Annotated in this window: 15 protein-coding genes and 1 tRNA gene; 9 read left to right on the top strand and 7 right to left on the bottom strand. The window is 71.0% G+C overall.

Annotated features, from left to right (window positions below):
* Positions 1-65: 65 nt before the first annotated feature.
* Positions 66-455, top strand: coding sequence for an MAPEG family protein (locus Q0112_RS11570; protein ID WP_297975468.1), 390 nt, complete (start codon positions 66-68; stop codon positions 453-455).
* Between the two features lie 33 nt (positions 456-488).
* Positions 489-1,880 (top strand): dihydrolipoyl dehydrogenase, encoded by a 1,392-nt coding sequence (gene lpdA / locus Q0112_RS11565; protein ID WP_297975465.1) that lies wholly within the window; start codon positions 489-491, stop codon positions 1,878-1,880.
* A 92-nt stretch (positions 1,881-1,972) separates the two neighbouring features.
* Here lpdA and Q0112_RS11560 read toward each other — a convergent pair whose 3' ends face one another.
* The 3 genes from Q0112_RS11560 to Q0112_RS11550 are packed head-to-tail and all read right to left on the bottom strand — an operon-like array spanning position 1,973 to position 4,610.
* Positions 1,973-2,623, bottom strand: coding sequence for a GntR family transcriptional regulator (locus tag Q0112_RS11560; RefSeq protein WP_297975462.1), 651 nt, complete (start codon positions 2,621-2,623; stop codon positions 1,973-1,975).
* 19 nt (positions 2,624-2,642) lie between these two features.
* Positions 2,643-3,347 (bottom strand): M48 family metallopeptidase, encoded by a 705-nt coding sequence (locus Q0112_RS11555; protein ID WP_297975459.1) that lies wholly within the window; start codon positions 3,345-3,347, stop codon positions 2,643-2,645.
* Positions 3,348-3,362: 15 nt separating this feature from the next.
* The gene (locus tag Q0112_RS11550) at positions 3,363-4,610 is read right to left on the bottom strand and encodes a polyhydroxyalkanoate depolymerase (RefSeq protein WP_297975456.1); all 1,248 of its coding nucleotides are present in this window, start codon (positions 4,608-4,610) and stop codon (positions 3,363-3,365) included.
* Positions 4,611-4,818: 208 nt separating this feature from the next.
* Between Q0112_RS11550 and Q0112_RS11545 the strand changes: the two genes are divergently transcribed.
* Positions 4,819-5,142 carry a TIGR02300 family protein gene (locus Q0112_RS11545; RefSeq protein WP_297975453.1) on the top strand — a complete coding sequence of 108 codons (324 nt, stop codon included), beginning with the start codon at positions 4,819-4,821 and terminating at the stop codon, positions 5,140-5,142.
* Between the two features lie 82 nt (positions 5,143-5,224).
* Positions 5,225-5,300: transfer RNA gene (locus Q0112_RS11540), tRNA-Ala, on the top strand.
* Positions 5,301-5,595: 295 nt separating this feature from the next.
* Here the strand turns inward: Q0112_RS11540 and Q0112_RS11535 are convergent.
* Both Q0112_RS11535 and Q0112_RS11530 read right to left on the bottom strand, forming a co-directional pair.
* A complete protein-coding gene (locus tag Q0112_RS11535; RefSeq protein WP_297975450.1) occupies positions 5,596-6,051 on the bottom strand; it encodes a DNA polymerase III subunit chi in 456 nt (151 codons plus the stop codon).
* A gap of 7 nt (positions 6,052-6,058) precedes the next feature.
* Positions 6,059-7,534 (bottom strand): leucyl aminopeptidase, encoded by a 1,476-nt coding sequence (locus tag Q0112_RS11530; protein WP_297975448.1) that lies wholly within the window; start codon positions 7,532-7,534, stop codon positions 6,059-6,061.
* Positions 7,535-7,626: 92 nt separating this feature from the next.
* Between Q0112_RS11530 and Q0112_RS11525 the strand changes: the two genes are divergently transcribed.
* From Q0112_RS11525 to rsmA, 5 genes are read left to right on the top strand one after another with little or no spacing between them, the layout of a single operon-like run.
* The gene (locus tag Q0112_RS11525; RefSeq protein ID WP_297975445.1) at positions 7,627-8,766 is read left to right on the top strand and encodes an LptF/LptG family permease; all 1,140 of its coding nucleotides are present in this window, start codon (positions 7,627-7,629) and stop codon (positions 8,764-8,766) included.
* Positions 8,763-9,860: an LPS export ABC transporter permease LptG gene (gene lptG / locus Q0112_RS11520; protein ID WP_297975442.1), complete on the top strand. Its 1,098-nt coding sequence runs from the start codon at positions 8,763-8,765 to the stop codon at positions 9,858-9,860. Before Q0112_RS11525 ends, lptG begins: the two co-directional genes overlap by 4 nt.
* Positions 9,860-12,016: an LPS assembly protein LptD gene (locus tag Q0112_RS11515; protein WP_297975439.1), complete on the top strand. Its 2,157-nt coding sequence runs from the start codon at positions 9,860-9,862 to the stop codon at positions 12,014-12,016. The genes lptG and Q0112_RS11515 overlap by 1 nt, the downstream gene beginning before the upstream one ends.
* A 32-nt stretch (positions 12,017-12,048) precedes the next feature.
* The gene (locus Q0112_RS11510; protein ID WP_297975436.1) at positions 12,049-12,975 is read left to right on the top strand and encodes a peptidylprolyl isomerase; all 927 of its coding nucleotides are present in this window, start codon (positions 12,049-12,051) and stop codon (positions 12,973-12,975) included.
* A complete protein-coding gene (gene rsmA / locus Q0112_RS11505; protein ID WP_297975433.1) occupies positions 12,972-13,811 on the top strand; it encodes a 16S rRNA (adenine(1518)-N(6)/adenine(1519)-N(6))-dimethyltransferase RsmA in 840 nt (279 codons plus the stop codon). Before Q0112_RS11510 ends, rsmA begins: the two co-directional genes overlap by 4 nt.
* A gap of 3 nt (positions 13,812-13,814) precedes the next feature.
* On the opposite strand, the gene Q0112_RS11500 is transcribed toward rsmA, so the two are convergent.
* Both Q0112_RS11500 and Q0112_RS11495 read right to left on the bottom strand, forming a co-directional pair.
* Positions 13,815-14,594, bottom strand: a complete 780-nt coding sequence (locus Q0112_RS11500; protein ID WP_297975430.1) for a DUF4167 domain-containing protein — start codon at positions 14,592-14,594, stop codon at positions 13,815-13,817.
* A 198-nt stretch (positions 14,595-14,792) separates the two neighbouring features.
* A partial coding sequence (locus Q0112_RS11495) for a methyltransferase (protein WP_297975428.1) occupies positions 14,793-15,197 on the bottom strand: 405 nt, incomplete at its 5' end.

Genomic DNA, 15,197 nt, shown 5'->3' with positions numbered 1-15,197 from the left:
GTCCGCGTCAAGGAGGCGCTCGAGGATCCCCGCCGCATCCTGATGGACCTCTGAGCGGCCGCACGATGACGCCTGAGCTCGCCGCCCTCGCGCTCGCCGCGCTGCTCCAGTCGGTGCAGATCGCGCTGGCCGGGGCGGCGATGAACCGCGACGTGGGGGCGGGCTGGAACGCCGGCCCGCGCGACACGCCGGCCGACTTCTCGCCCCTCACCGGGCGCCTCCGGCGCGCCGTCGACAACCACTTCGAGGGGCTCGTCTCCTTCACCATCGCGGTCGTCGTCGTGATCCTCTCGGGGTCCGCCAGCGCGCTCACCGCCGCCTGCGCCTGGATCTACCTCGCCATGCGCATCCTCTACGTCCCGGCCTACGCCTTCGGCTGGACGCCGTGGCGTTCGGTCATCTTCAGCATCGGCTACGGCGCCACGCTCGTCATGATCCTGGCGGCCCTGTTCTGACCGGCCGCCGCCGGCCCAAGGAGTGAAAGACAAATGGCTGACTACGACGTCATCGTGATCGGTGCCGGCCCCGGCGGCTACGTCTGCGCCATCCGCTGCGCCCAGCTCGGCCTCAAGGTCGCCTGCGTCGAGGGCCGCGAGACCCTCGGCGGCACCTGCCTCAACATCGGCTGCATCCCGTCGAAGGCGCTGCTGCACGCCTCCGAGCTCTACCACGAGGCGCACGAGACCTTCGAGAAGATGGGCCTTGTCGGTGCCGGGGCGACCAGCGTCGACGTGCCGAAGATGCAGGCCTACAAGCAGTCGACCGTCGAATCGAACACCAAGGGCATCGAGTTCCTCTTCAAGAAGAACAAGGTCGACTGGCTGAAGGGCTGGGCCGGCATCACGGCCCCCGGCGAGGTCAAGGTCGGCGACGCCATCCACAAGGCGAGGAACATCGTCATCGCCTCGGGCTCCGAGGTGACGCCGCTCCGGGGCGTCACCATCGACGAGAAGCGAATCGTCTCCTCCACCGGCGCACTCGAGCTTCCGGCGGTCCCGAAGCGTCTCGCCGTGATCGGCGCCGGCGTGATCGGCCTCGAGCTCGGCTCGGTCTACGCCCGGCTCGGCGCCGAGGTCACCGTCCTCGAGTTCCTCGACCAGATCACCCCCGGCATGGACCTCGAGATCTGCAAGGCGCTGCAGAAGAGCCTTGCCAGGCAGGGCCTCAAGTTCGTCCTCGGCGCCGCCGTCCAGTCGGCCGAGCCGGGCAAGGACGGCATCCGCGTCACCTGGAAGCTGCGCAAGGACGACAGCGAGGCCGCCCTCGACGCCGACATCGTCCTCGTCGCCACCGGCCGCCGTCCCTACGTCGAGGGTCTCGGCCTCGACGCCGTCGGGGTGGCGCTGACCGAGCGCGGCCAGGTGAAGGTCGATTCGCACTGGAAGACCAACGTCCCCGGCATCTGGGCCATCGGCGACGCCACCCCCGGCCCGATGCTCGCCCACAAGGCCGAGGACGAGGGCATGGCCGTCGCCGAGACCATCGCCGGCCAGCACGGCCACGTGAACTACGGCGTCATCCCCGGCGTCATCTACACCTCCCCCGAGGTCGCCGCCGTCGGCGAGACCGAGGAGAGCCTCAAGGCCCAGGGCCGCGCCTACAAGGTCGGCAAGTTCCCCTTCATGGGCAACGCGCGGGCCAAGTCCTACTTCATGGGCGACGGCTTCGTGAAGCTCCTGGCGGACGCGGCGACCGACCGCATCCTCGGCGCCCACATCATCGGCCCGCAGGCGGGCGAGCTCATCGCCGAGGTCTGCGTCGCGATGGAGTTCGGCGCCGCCGCCGAGGACATCGCCCGCACCTGCCACGCCCATCCGACCTGCTCCGAGGCGATCCGCGAGGCCGCGCTCGCCTGCGGCGACGGCGCGATCCACGCTTAACCTTCATTGCGGAATGGTTACTGCGGCGGGTGATTTCCCAGCAATTTCAATGAACCTGCTGGGTGGGCACGCGTGCCCACCCGTGCCCACCCTCACGCCATCAGCATCCTGAGGCCCTGGGTCACGTCCACCCGGATCGCCAGCCGCAGCCCGGGCTCGTCCCCGGCCCGGAGCGCGGCGATGATCTTGCGGTGGTTGTCGCTCGCCTGCCACCGCTGCAGCCGCTCATAGAGCATCCGCATCGTCGGCCCCGCCTGCAGCCAGACCGTCTCGATCAGCCCCAGCATCGCCGGCGCCTGCGCCCGCAGATAGAGCGTCCGGTGGAACTCGAGGTTGGTCCGCACATAGCCCGAGGCGTCCCCCTTCACGATCATCTCGTCGATGATGTCGTTGATCGCCTCCATCCGGTCGGTCAGCGCCGCATAGGCCCTGGGCAGCGCCCGGCTGGCCAGCTCCGGCTCGATCAGCGCCCGGAGCGCCGCCAGCTCCTCGATCCGCTCGCTGGCGAGCTCCGGCGTCGAGACCCGCCCCGAGGCCGACAGCTTCAGCGCCCCCTCCGCCACCAGCCGCCGCACCGCCTCCCGCGCCGGCGTCATGCTGACCCCGTATTCGGCCGCCAGCCCGCGCAGCGTCAGCGCCGCCCCCGGATCGATCTGCCCGTGCATGATACGCGCCCGCAGGCTGCGATAGACCCGCTCGTGGGCGGGAGGGGCCGAGTCGCTCGGGCGCTCCCTGTCGATCATCGCGGCCCCGCGCCCCGCCTCAGGCGGCCGCCCGGCCGCCGAAGTCGAGCCCATGCAGCTCCGCCCCATGCCGCCGCAGCCACTCCCGCGGCGCCTCGTATTCCGGATAGAGCCGCGCAACCACCGCCCAGAAGCGCGGCGAGTGGTTGAGCTCGACCAGATGCGCCACCTCGTGCGCCACCACATAGTCGAGCACCGCCGAAGGCGCCATGATCAGCCGCCAGGAGAACATGAGATCCCCGTCCGCCGTGCAGGACCCCCAGCGCGAGCGCGGATCGCGCATGCTGATCCGCCCCGGCCTCACCCCCAGCTGCGCGGCATGGCGATCCACCGCCGTCGCGCAGGCCCGCCGCGCCTCCTCGCGCAGCCAGGCCGCAACCCGCGCCGGCCGCCCCTCGGCCGGCCCCGGCACCCCGAGGACCCCGTCCCGGTGCACCGTCGCACGAGCGGCAGCCGCGGAGATCGTGAGCGTCCGGTCGCCGAACGGCAGCACCGTACCCTCGCCGACCATCGCCGGCCGCGGGCGCGCGGCGAGATGCCGCCTGAGCCAGCCCTCATGGTCGTTGAGGAAATCCCGCGCACGGGAAACCGACACCCCCGGCGGCAGCGTCAGCGTCGGCCCGGTCCCGGGATGCGCCACCCGGAGCACCATCCGCCGCGCCCGGCTGCTGCGGCGCAGACGTACCTCGATCGCCGGATCGCCGATGCTGATCGCCTCCGCCACGACGCGCCGCCGCCGTCAGTGGCTCTGACGATTCGTCCGGATGAACTCGCGCACCTGCGGCTCGATCGCGGTGCGCCACCGCGAGCCGTTGAAGACGCCATAGTGCCCGACCCCCTCGGCCACGAACCGCACGCGCCGATGGTCAGGAAGATTCGGCACCATGTCGTGCGCCGCCTCGGTCTGGCCGAGCCCGGTGATGTCGTCCTTCTCACCTTCGATCGTCATCAGCGCGATGTCGCCGACCGCCGCCGTGTCGATCGGCATCCCGCGATACCGATAGGCGCCATTGGCGAGCAGCCGCCGCTGGAACACCCGGTCGATCGTCTGCAGGTAGAAATCGGCCGTGAGATCCATGACCGCCAGATACTCGTCGTAGAAGGCGCGGTGCTGCTCCGCCCCGTCGCCGTCCCCCTGCACGAGCTTGCGGAACTGCTCGACATGCGCGTCGACGTGGCGGTTGAGGTTCATCGAGAGAAAGCCGGTCAGCTGCAGGAAGCCGGGATAGACCCGGCGCGAATAGCCTGGCTTCGGCCAGGGCACCAGCACCACGACGTTGTTCTCGAACCAGGCGAGCGAGCGCTGCTGCGCCAGCTCGTTCGGCTGCTTGGGGTTGCGCGCCACGTCCATCGGCGAGCCCATCAGCACCAGCGAGGCCGGGCGGCGCGAATTGCCCTGCATCGACATCAGCGCCGAGGCCACCATCGCCGGGATGCCGGGCTGGCAGACCGCCATGACCGCGATCCGCTCGCCGTCCTGGCTCAGGTGCTCGATCATCGCGATCAGGTAGTCGGTGTAATCGTCGAGATCGAACTCGCCGAACGCCAACGACACGTCACGCGCGTCGGTCCAGTCCGTGATGTAGACCTCGTGATTGGGGAGCAGGTCGCGCACGGTGCCGCGCAGCAGCGTCGCAAAGTGCCCCGACATCGGCGCGATGACGAGCACCTTGGGATCGTTGCGCCGCAATGCCGCCGTGCTTCCGCGCTGGAAATGGAGGAGATTGCAGAAGGGCGCCGACCAGACCACCTGCTCGCTGATCGGGGTCGCGACGCCATCAACCTCGACCTCCTCGATGCCGAACATCGGCTTGGCATAGCGGCGGGTGGCGTTGATGAACATCTCGAGAGCTGCCGACAGCGCCCTTGAGCTGTAAGTGGAAGCCATGGGATTCAACGGGTTGCGCATGACCTCGCGCCCTACCCTAGCTGCCGCCCGCATCGGGGAGAAGGCGACGTGAGTCATTTCGTACGCGTGGTACAGCATTCGCTACCCTCGATTTCCTGCCCCTGGCCTTCTTCTTGTCTCAGGTTGGCTTTGGTAGCCTAGATCTCGCTGCTGCACTGCATCAACCCCTTTTAGCGAAAATGCCGCACATCCGTCACGCATCCTTAATCGCAAACTCTTTGACAAATCTGAACGCCCGTGGCATGCGACGCCCGATTTTCGCGATTCCCTGAGATGAGGACACGGGATGCCCAAGGATGAATGGGGCGTTAAGCGTATTTGCCCGAGCTGCGGGGGGCGATTCTATGACCTGCGCGCCGATCCGATGCAGTGCCCGATCTGCGGCGCCGGTTTCACGCTCGAGAGCCTCACGGCGGTCAAGGCCAAGACGCTCCGACCGGAGAAGGTGAAGCCCGAGCCGGTCGACATAGAGGACCTGCCCGAGATCGACGCCGACGACGAGGGGATCGACACCGACGACGACCTCGACGACGAGATCCTCGAGGACGAGGAGGACAACGTCGATCTCGAGGAGATCGCCGACGTCTCCTCGGACGAGGAAGAGGGCTGAAGCGAACCCTTCGCCCGGAATTTTGCTCTTGATCTGGCCGGGACGGGAACCTAAAGACGGCGCGCGCGGTCAGCCGCGTCCCGGGGCCATAGCTCAGCTGGGAGAGCGCTTGCATGGCATGCAAGAGGTCAGGGGTTCGATCCCCCTTGGCTCCACCAATTTTCCTGTTAGGTAATTGTCGTCGTTACGCTTTTTTCAGATATTCTCGCACGATCCACGATCCGGTCCACCCTCAAACGGAACGACGAGTAGCGGCTCCCGCACCTCCTTGCTCTGAAATCATCCCGCTCTAAGGCCGCCGATCATGGCGTGGAAGGCAGGGCGGCGCAGCCATTCCCGTGCACGCACGCGGACCGCATAGTGCGGACTGACGACATGTCATTGATCAAGAAAGATAATCCGTGCGGCGTTATCCACATCGCGCATAATCGCAAGTTGGCGCGAGGGCCCGGCTCAGCCCGCCTTCTGCACCCAGCGGCCCTGCTCCTGCGCCCAGTACCGGGCGGGGAGGTCGGCGGCCTTGACGGCGCGCCAGTCGGCGCGGGCGGCCTCGAGCGCGCGGGGGTCCTGGCCGTCGAAGAGGAGGCAGGTGCGCTCGAAGCGGGCCATCTCGGCGATGGCGGCGCGGGCCTGGTCGACGAGCATCAGCACGTTGGCCGCGTTCGGATTCTCCTCGCCGAGGGTCAGGTAGATCGGCTGCAGCTCGGGGTGGCCGGCGCGGGCGGTGCCGTGCGGCAGGAAGGAGGCGTCGGCGAAGGTCCAGAGCAGGTCGTCGAGCGCGGCCATCCCCTGCTCGGAGCCGCAGCGCAGCAGGACGCGCCAGCCGCGGGCGAGCGAGCGCTCGAGGAGCTCGGGCAGGCTCGCCTCGAGCGGCGAGGCGGTGAGCTGGTAGAAGAGCACCTCCGCCATCGCCGACTCAGCCCTGGTAGCCGTCCCGGATCAGCCGGTCGAGCGCGCGCACCCCCCAGCCGGTCGCCCCCTTGGGGGCGAGGTCGCTGTCCTTGGAGAGATAGGCGACGCCGGCGATGTCGAGATGCATCCAGGGCGTCCCCTCCTTCACGAAGCGCTGGAGGAACTGCGCCGCCGTCACCGACCCGGCCGGGCGGCCGCCGACGTTCGCCATGTCGGCGATGCGGCTCTTCAGCAGCTCGTCGAAGGCCGGCGCGAGCGGCATCCGCCAGGCGCCCTCGCCCTCCGCCTTCGCGGCGGCGAGGAAGGCGTCGGCGAGCTTGTCGTCGTTCGCGAAGACGCCGGCCATCTCGTGGCCGAGGGCGATGATGATGGCGCCGGTCAGCGTGGCGAGATCGACCATGGCGCGCGGCTTGAAGCGCTCCTGCGCGTACCAGAGCACGTCGGCGAGCACGAGCCGCCCCTCGGCGTCGGTGTTGATGACCTCGACGGTGTCGCCCTTCATCGAGCGCACCACGTCGCCCGGGCGCTGCGCCTTGCCGTCGGGCATGTTCTCGACCAGGCCGACCAGGCCGACGACGTTGGCGGGCGCCTTGCGGAGCGCGAGGGTGCGCATGACGCCGGCGACGACCGCGGCGCCGCCCATGTCCATCGTCATCTCCTCCATGCCGGCGCCGGGCTTGATCGAGATGCCGCCGGTGTCGAAGACGACGCCCTTGCCGACGAGGGCGACGGGCGCCGCGTCGCCGCCGCCGCGCCACTGCATCACCACGACCTTCGACGGGCTCTCCGAGCCCTGGCCGACGGCGAGGAGCGTGCGCATGCCGAGCGACTCGAGCTCGGGCTCGTCGAGCACCTCGACCTCGATGCCGAGCTCCTTCAGCGCGAGCAGGCGCCGGGCGAACTCGACGGTACCAAGCACGTTCGCCGGCTCGCTGACCAGGTCGCGGGTGAAGCAGACCCCGTCGAGCTGGGCGGCGAGCGGGGCGAAGGCGGCCGCGGCCGCCTCGGGGTCGCGCACCTGGAAGGCGACGGAGCGGTTGGGCGCGGGGGTGTCCTTCCCGGGGGTGCGGTAGGTCTCGAAGGCGTAGGCGCGGAGCGCGAGCCCCTGGGCCACCTCGGCCACCCGCGCCTGGCCGCCGGCGAGGACGGTGAGCGGCGCGCCGGCGTTGAAGCCGGCGATCGCCGCCCCGGCGAGGCGCGCCTCGGCCGGCGTGGGCCGCTTCGGCAGCTTCACGACCTGCACCGCCTCGGCGGCGAGCCCGCCCGGCCAGGCGAGGACGTGGCCGCTGCCCGCCTTGGCCCGGGCGAAGTCCGCGCCGGCCCGGAGCCGCCCGAGCGCGCCGCGCGTCAGCCGGTCCACCCGCCGCGCCAGCGGGTCGAGGGTGCCCGCCTCGTCGGCGAAGACCACGAGCCGGCCGGGGATCCGGGCGATTTTCTCCGGCTCCGCGGCGACGAAGGCGGTTTGCAGTGGCGCGGTCACGGGGCTCTCCCTTAGATTGGGCCAGACGCCAAGGCCTAGCGTCTTTGCCGGGCCTTGACCAGACAGCGGCGGCAGACCGCGCGGAGGCGAGCGTGACGCAACTGGATCGCTACATCCTGCGGCAGCTGGTGGCGGCGCTCGGCTTCTTCGTTCTCATCTTCACCGGCGTCATCTGGCTGACGCAGGCGGTGCGCCTGATCGACACGGTGATCGCGAGCGGCCAGAACGCAACCATCTTCCTCGAGTTCTCGCTGCTCGTGCTGCCGCAGGTCTTCGTCATCGTGCTGCCGCTCGCGGGCATGGGCGCGGCGCTCTACGCGCTCAACAAGCTCTATACCGACAGCGAGCTCATCGTGATGATGGGCGCGGGGCTCGGGCCGGCGGCGATGCTCCGGTCGGTCGCGCTCTTCGGGCTGCTGATCGGGCTCGCCATGGCGATCGTGCTCACCGTCCTCGTGCCGCGGTCCGGCGCGATCCTCGCCGACCGCACGCGCGAGATCCGCTCCGACCTCGCCAACGCGCTCATCGTCGAGCGGCAGTTCCTGCACCCGCTGACCGGCCTGACGCTCTTCATCACCGACACGAGCCGCGAGGGGGAGATGGCCGGCATCTTCCTCAATGACCAGCGCGACCCGGAGCGGGCGGTCACCTATTCCGCCCGCCGCGCGCTGCTCGTGCGCGAGGACATGGAGGCGCGGCTGGTGATGCAGGAGGGGGTGGCGCTGACCGCCGGGGCGAGCGGCGAGCAGCTGACCGCGGTCAGCTTCGACCAGTTCGTCTTCGACCTCTCCGACCTCATCCGCGAGGAGAGCGCGCGGGTGCCGCGCCCGTCGGAATATCCGGTGCGCGCGCTGCTCTCGCCCACGCCGGAGATGCTGGCCTCCGGCCGCTACGACCGGGCGGACTTCGTGTCGGAAGGGCACTACAAGCTCACCATGCCGCTCCTCGCCACGATCTATCCGATGATCGCGCTGGTGACGCTGCTGGCCGGGGGCTACCGGCGCAGCGGCTTCGGCAAGCGGGTGGTGGTGGCGATCGCCATCGCGACGCTCCTGCAGGTGCTGATGTTCGCCGCCCGGACGCGGGTGCAGGAGCGGGCGGAGCTCTGGCCGCTCATGTACCTGCCGGCGCTGCTCGGCCTTCTCTATCTCGCCGTGCTGCTGGTGCGGCTCAGCCGCGAGCGGCGGCCGCGGGGCATGGCGCGCGGCGCCGCGGCGGGGCCGGCGGCGTGACGCTCTGGCGCTACATCCTGCGCAGCTTCCTGCGCGCCGTGCTCGGCGTCTTCGCGGTGATCGCGCTCGTCGTCATCCTCTTTACCGCGGTCGAGAACATGCGCCGCTACGACGAGTCGGGCGCGAACCCGGGCGACGTGATCCGCGTGACGCTGCTGCAGGCGCCGGAGATCCTCTACCAGGTCTTCCCGCTGGTGCTGATGCTCGCGAGCCTCGTCACCTTCCTGCGCTTCGCCCGCACCAGCGAGCTCGTGGTGATGCGGGCGGCCGGCATCTCGGCGCTGCGGCTCATCGCGGTGCCGGTGGTCGCGGCGCTGCTGATCGGGGTCGGCTTCGTCGCGGCGGTCAATCCCTTCGTCGCCGCCTCGATCAAGCGCGGGCAGGCGCTGGTCGACGACTTCGGCCGCGACGGCGACAGCCTGCTCTCCTTCTCCAAGGAGGGAGTCTGGCTGCGGCAGGGCGATCCCGGCGGGCAGACGGTGATCCAGGCGATGCGGACCAATGCCGACGGAACGGTGCTGACCGGCGTCACCATGCACCGGTTCGACGACGCCGGCACGCTCAACGCCCGCATCCAGGCGCCGGAGGCGAAGCTGACGCCGGGGGCCTGGAACCTCTCCGAGGCCTACGAGTGGCGGCTCGACCCTGACGGCAGCTTCAACCGCACGCCGGCCTCGGGCGGCGATCTCTACCTGCCGACGACGCTGACGAGCGAGGAGATCCTCGAGAGCTTCGCGCCGCCGGAGACGGTGGGCTTCTGGGACCTCGGCCGCTTCATCTCACAGATGGAGGAATCGGGTTTTTCGGGGCTGCGCCACCGGCTCTTCCTGCAGAGCGAGCTGGCCAAGCCGGCGCTCTTCGCCGCCATGGTGCTGATCGGGGCGGCCTTCGCGCTCCGCCCCACCCGCTTCGGGCAGACCGGGGTGATGATCCTGCTCGCCGTGCTCGCCGGCTTCGCGCTCTACTTCCTCAAGGACTTCGCCGAGTCGCTCGGCGGGCGCGGGCAGATCCCGCTGATGGTCGCGGCCTGGACGCCGCCGGTGGCGGCGATCCTGCTCGCGGTCGGCCTGCTCCTGCATCTGGAGGACGGCTGATGGCGGGCGGGCGGAAGGCGCTCGCGGCGCTCCTGCTGGCCGCAGCCGGCGTCGCCCTGCCCGCCGGCCCGCAGCGGGCGCAGGAGGCGCCGGTCGGGCTGATCGCCGACCAGGTGAGCTACGACCGCGAGTCGCGCATCCTGACGGCGGCGGGCAACGTCGAGGTGCTCTATCAGGGCCGGGTGCTGCGTGCGGAGCGGATCGTCTACGACGAGGGGCGCAACGAGGTCCGCGCCGAGGGGGGGCTGCTCCTCACCGACCCGGCGGGGGGCGTGCTGATGGCCGAGAGCGCGACGCTCACCCCCGACCTCGAGGAGGGGCTCATCACCAGCGCGCGGCTGCTCATCGCCGGCAAGATGCAGATGGCCGCCGCCGAGGTCCGCCGCACCGGCGGGCGCTATGACACGCTCTACAGCACGATCGCCAGCTCCTGCACCGTCTGCGCCGAGAACCCGACGCCGACCTGGGCGTTGCGCGCCTCGCGCATCACCCAGGACGAGCTCGAGCGGCGGATCTACCTCGAGAACGCCCGGCTCGAGCTCTTCGGGGTGCCGGTCGGCTTCCTGCCGCGGCTCTCGATCCCGGCGCCGGGAGTGGAGCGGGCCTCGGGCTTCCTCGAGCCGCGCTTCCTGCAGTCCGACATCTACGGCTTCGGCATCAAGACGCCCTATTACTACGTGCTCGGCTCCTCGGCCGACGCGACGCTGACGCCCTTCGTCACCACCGGCGGCGCGGCGCTGATCGAGGGGGAGTACCGGCAGCGCTTCGCCGGCGGCGGCTTCGACTTCTGGGGCGTCGTCGCCATCGACGACGGGCTCGAGGACGGCGGCGGCTTCGGGCGCGGCGCCTTCCACACCACCGGCGACTTCGCGCTGCCGCGCGACTTCGTCGCCGACTTCGACCTCGCGGCGGCCTCCGACGACAGCTTCCTCACCCAGTTCGACTATTCCGACACCGACCTGCTCACCAGCTTCGCCCGCATCCGCCGCAGCCGGGCGGAGGAATATGTCGAGCTCGGCACCGTCGCCTTCCAGAGCCTGGCCGACGTGGACGATGCCGCGGTCGTGCCCTTCGTGCTGCCGCGCTTCTCCTACCGGCGGCTGCGCGGCTATCCGGGCGAGACGGGACGGCTCGGCCTGTCGCTCAATTCGCTCGGCGTGCTGCGCGAAGCGGGCGGCAACAGCTTCCGCGCCGGCGGCGAGATCGACTGGCAGCGCGACCTGAGCCTGCCGCACGGCATCCGCGCCTCGGGCATCGCCGAGGCGATGGTCAACGCCTACCAGATCTGGGACAACCCCGGCATCGGCGACGGGCTCGAGCTGCAGGCGGCACCGCTCGTCGCGGCCGAGCTGCGCTGGCCCTGGATGCGCCAGACCGGCGCGGCCGCCCACGTCATCGAGCCGATCGTGCAGGTCGCCTATTCGCGCGCCCTGCAGGACCAGGACGAGATCCCGAACGAGGATTCGCGCCTGCCCGAGTTCGACGAGACGAACCTCTTCGGCCTCAGCCGCTTCCCCGGGCTCGACCGGCTGGAGACCGGGCTCCGCGCCAACCTCGGCATCAGCTACACCCGGCAGGATCCGGCCGGCTGGTCGGCCGGCTTCACCCTCGGGCGCGTCCTGCGCGCCGATCCGGTCGACGAGTTCGCCGCCGGCACCGGCCTCGACGGCCGCTGGTCGGACTATGTGGCCGCCGTCTCGGTCGACTTCGCCTGGGGGCTGACCGCGATCAACCGCGCGCTCTTCGACACCGGCCTCGGCTTCCGCCGCAACGAGTTCGCGCTCGCCTACGACGGCGAGTTCGGCGCGCTGCGCGCGGCCTACGTCTACCTGGCCGAGAACGACAGCGACCCCGAGTTCGGCCCGCAACCCGAGACGAGCGAGATCTCGCTCGACGCCCGCTACCGCGTCCGCCCGAACTGGGAGCTGCGCGGCCTCTGGCGCTACGACGTCGCCTCCCACTCCAACCTGCGCGCCGGGGCGGGGATCACCTATGGCAACGAGTGCGCCGAGTTCGACCTTTCCGTCTCGCGCCGCTACACCTCATCGGATAACGTGCCGCCCTCGACCTCGATCGGCTTCAGCCTCCGGCTGGCCGGCATCGGCGAGAAGGGGCAGGAAGACTGGCCGGCGCGCGTCTGCATGCGCGGAACCTGAGGCGCGCTGTCGATGGCCGAGAGGGAGTTGGGATGCTGAGGTTGCTGCTGGTCGTCGCGACGCTTGCCCTGGCGGGCCCCGGGGCGGGCCCCGCCCTGGCGCAGAACCCCTTCGCGCCGGCGATCATGGTCAACAACGGGGTGATCACCAACTACGACATCGACCAGCGGATGAGGCTGCTCGAGGCGCTCGGGGCGAACGGCGACCTGCGCAAGCTCGCCGTCCAGCAGCTGACCGAGGACCGGGTGAAGCTGCAGGCGGCCGAGGAGATGCAGATCGAACTGCCCGAGGGGGCGATCGAGGCCGGCATCGAGGAGTTTGCCGCCGGCCGCGGGCTGACCATGGACGACGTGCAGCTCGCGCTCGACGCGCGCGGCATCGACCAGCAGACCATGGACGACTTCGTCGAGTCGGGACTGCTCTGGCGCGACGTGATCGGCACGCGCTTCCGCGCCCGGGCGAGCCCGACCGAGGCCGACCTCGACGCCGCACTCGAGATCGCCTCGCGGACGCCGCAGGAGGTGCTGACGCTGGCCGAAATCGCCCTTCCCTACGCCGAGCTCGGCCCGCCCGAGACCGACGCGCTGGCCGAGCGGCTCTACCGCCAGCTCGCGGGCGGCGCGAGCTTCGCCGCGCTCGCCGCCGAATACAGCCGCAGCGCCTCGGCCGAGAACGGCGGCCTGCTCGAACCGGTGGCCGCGACCAACCTGCCGCCGGCCTTCCGCTCGGAGGTGCTGCTGCTGCGCCCGGGCCAGGTCACCCGGCCGATCCCGATCTCCGGCGGGGTCGCGATCATCAAGCTCGTCTCGATCAGGCAGGTGCCGCCGCAGCCGATCGACGCGAACGATCCCGAGGTGCGCGAGCAGCTGCGCCAGCGGCTGTTCAGCGAGCGGATCCTGAGCTTCGGCCAGGGCTATCTGCAGGAGCTGCTCGGCGACGCCATCATCGTCGAGCGGTGAGCCCGGACCCCCTCCCGCCGCTTCGCGAGGTCATCGCCGCGCATGGCCTCTCGGCGCGCAAGACGCTCGGGCAGAACTTTCTCCTCGACCTCAACCTCACCGCCAGGATCGCCCGCCGCGCCGGCGACCTGACCGCCTGCGACGTGCTGGAGATCGGCCCCGGTCCCGGCGGCCTGACCCGCGCGCTGCTCGCCGAGGGGGCGCGGCATGTCGTCGCGGTCGAGCGCGACCGGCGCTGCCTGCCGGCGCTGGCCGAGATCGCCGCCGCCTGGCCGGGCCGGCTGACCGTGCTCGAGGGCGACGCGCTGGCGCTCGATCCGCTGCCGCATCTCACGCCGCCGGTGCGGGTGGTGGCGAACCTGCCCTACAACGTCGGCACCGAACTGCTGGTGCGCTGGCTGACCCCGCCCGACTGGCCGCCCTTCTGGCAGAGCCTCACCCTCATGTTCCAGAAGGAGGTGGCCGAGCGGATCGTGGCGGCGCCGGGCAGCAAGGCCTACGGACGGCTCTCGATCCTCGCGCAGTGGCGGACCGAGCCGAAGATCGCCTTCGAGCTGCCGGCCCGGGCCTTCACGCCGCCGCCGAAGGTGGCGAGCGCGGTGGTGCATCTGGAGCGGCTGGAGGCGCCGCGTTTCCCCGCGAACGCGGCGACGCTGTCGCGCGTGGTGGCGCTCGCCTTCGGCCAGCGGCGCAAGATGCTGCGCGCGAGCCTGAAGCCGCTCGGCCCGGACCTGCCGGCGCTTCTGGCGGAGGCCGGAATCGCGCCGACCGAGCGCGCGGAGCAGGTCCCGCTCGAGGCCTTCTGCCGGCTCGCCCGGCTGGTCGACGCCCGCTGAGGCTCAGTCGGCCTGCGGGGCCGCCTCGACCGGCGCCTCGGCCGGCTTCGAGCGCCGGCGTTGGCGCGGCCGCTTGGCGGGCTGCGCCTGCGGCTCGGCGAGCTCCACCCGCTCCTCGCCCACGGCGACGGCTGGGGCCTCGGCGGCGCTGGTGCCGTTGGCGTGCGGCTCGGGCCGGAGCTCGGGCTCGGGCCTCGGCTGGGGCCTCGGCGCGGGCCGCGACTCGGATCTCGACTCGGGTCTCGGCTCCGACCTTGAATGGGGCGCCGCGGGGACGGGCTCGAGCGGCGCGGACCGGCGCCCCTCGGGGGTCTCGATCGGGCCGGCGAGGTCGAAGGAATCGTCGGGCTCGATCATCGCGAGCCCGGAGGCGTCGGACTGGGCCATCGCCGGCTGCCGGCGCTGCGGCTCGAAGCCCTCGTCGAAGCGCTGCGGCCGGTTCTCCTCGCGCTGGCCTTCCTCGGCGCGCTGGCTCTCCTCGCGCTCCTGGTTGAAGCGGGCCTCCTGCTGCTGGCGCTGGGCGTCGCCGAGCAGGCGGCTGTAGTGCTCGGCATGCTGGAGATAGTTCTCCGCCGCCACCCGGTCGCCGGCGAGCTGGGCGTCGCGGGCGAGCAGCTGGTACTTGTCGATGATCTGCTGCGGCGTGCCGCGCACCTTGCCGTCGGGCCCCGCGCTCTCGAAGACGCGGTTGATGATGTTGCCCATGCTGGGGCGCCGCTGCTGGTGCTGGCCGCCGTTGCCGCCCGGCTTGTTCCGGGAACGCTGCTTGTTCGATGGTCTCATATGGTGCGAAGTTCCGCCATTGTGGCTGTGGGGACGCGCTTCACGCCGCCGCATCGGCAGCCGTCCGTCGCCCCGGGTGTGTCAGTGCACGTATCGGATCCCGCCGGCGTCACACGGATGGAATTGGGACATCGTGGCGGGATCAATAAAAGGATATAAGCATTCGCGCGGCGCTGACAAGCGAAAAACCCGCAGCAATTAGCCGCATATCGCCACGACCCGGTCGCGGCCGTCCAGATCGGGGTGGACGACGGCACCCGGGAAGAGCGCGGCGACGGCCGCGCCCTGCCCGGCGCCCACCTCGAGGAGCGCCCGCCCGCCCGGCGCCAGCACCGCGCCGAGGCCGGCTGCGATGCGCCGGTAGGCCTCGAGGCCGGTCGGTCCGGCGGTGAGCGCGTGCCGCGGCTCCCAGTCGCGCACGTCGGGCGCGAGCGTCTCCACCTCGGCGGCGGGGATGTAGGGCGGGTTGGAGACGACGAGGTCGAAGCGGCCGGCGAGGCCCTCCGTCCAGTCGAGGCGGCGGAACTCCGCCTGCTCGGCCAGCCCGAGCCTTGCGGCGTTCTCCGCCGCGACGGCGAGGGCGGCGGGGTCGATGTCGGTCCC

Origin of the sequence: uncultured Amaricoccus sp., from assembly GCF_937858865.1 — a bacterium.
Lineage (GTDB): Bacteria > Pseudomonadota > Alphaproteobacteria > Rhodobacterales > Rhodobacteraceae > Amaricoccus.
This window is presented reverse-complemented; position numbering and strand designations above follow the sequence as displayed.

Excerpts from the sequence above, each read along its gene's own strand:
- Q0112_RS11550 (WP_297975456.1), bottom strand. The coding sequence starts at position 4,610 with ATGCTGTACCACGCGTACGAAATGACTCACGTCGCCTTCTCCCCGATG.
- Q0112_RS11570 (WP_297975468.1), top strand. The coding sequence starts at position 66 with ATGACGCCTGAGCTCGCCGCCCTCGCGCTCGCCGCGCTGCTCCAGTCG.
- Q0112_RS11535 (WP_297975450.1), bottom strand. The coding sequence starts at position 6,051 with ATGGCGGAGGTGCTCTTCTACCAGCTCACCGCCTCGCCGCTCGAGGCG.
- Q0112_RS11510 (WP_297975436.1), top strand. The coding sequence starts at position 12,049 with ATGCTGAGGTTGCTGCTGGTCGTCGCGACGCTTGCCCTGGCGGGCCCC.
- Q0112_RS11515 (WP_297975439.1), top strand. The coding sequence starts at position 9,860 with ATGGCGGGCGGGCGGAAGGCGCTCGCGGCGCTCCTGCTGGCCGCAGCC.
- lpdA (WP_297975465.1), top strand. The coding sequence starts at position 489 with ATGGCTGACTACGACGTCATCGTGATCGGTGCCGGCCCCGGCGGCTAC.
- Q0112_RS11560 (WP_297975462.1), bottom strand. The coding sequence starts at position 2,623 with ATGATCGACAGGGAGCGCCCGAGCGACTCGGCCCCTCCCGCCCACGAG.
- Q0112_RS11545 (WP_297975453.1), top strand. The coding sequence starts at position 4,819 with ATGCCCAAGGATGAATGGGGCGTTAAGCGTATTTGCCCGAGCTGCGGG.
- Q0112_RS11500 (WP_297975430.1), bottom strand. The coding sequence starts at position 14,594 with ATGAGACCATCGAACAAGCAGCGTTCCCGGAACAAGCCGGGCGGCAAC.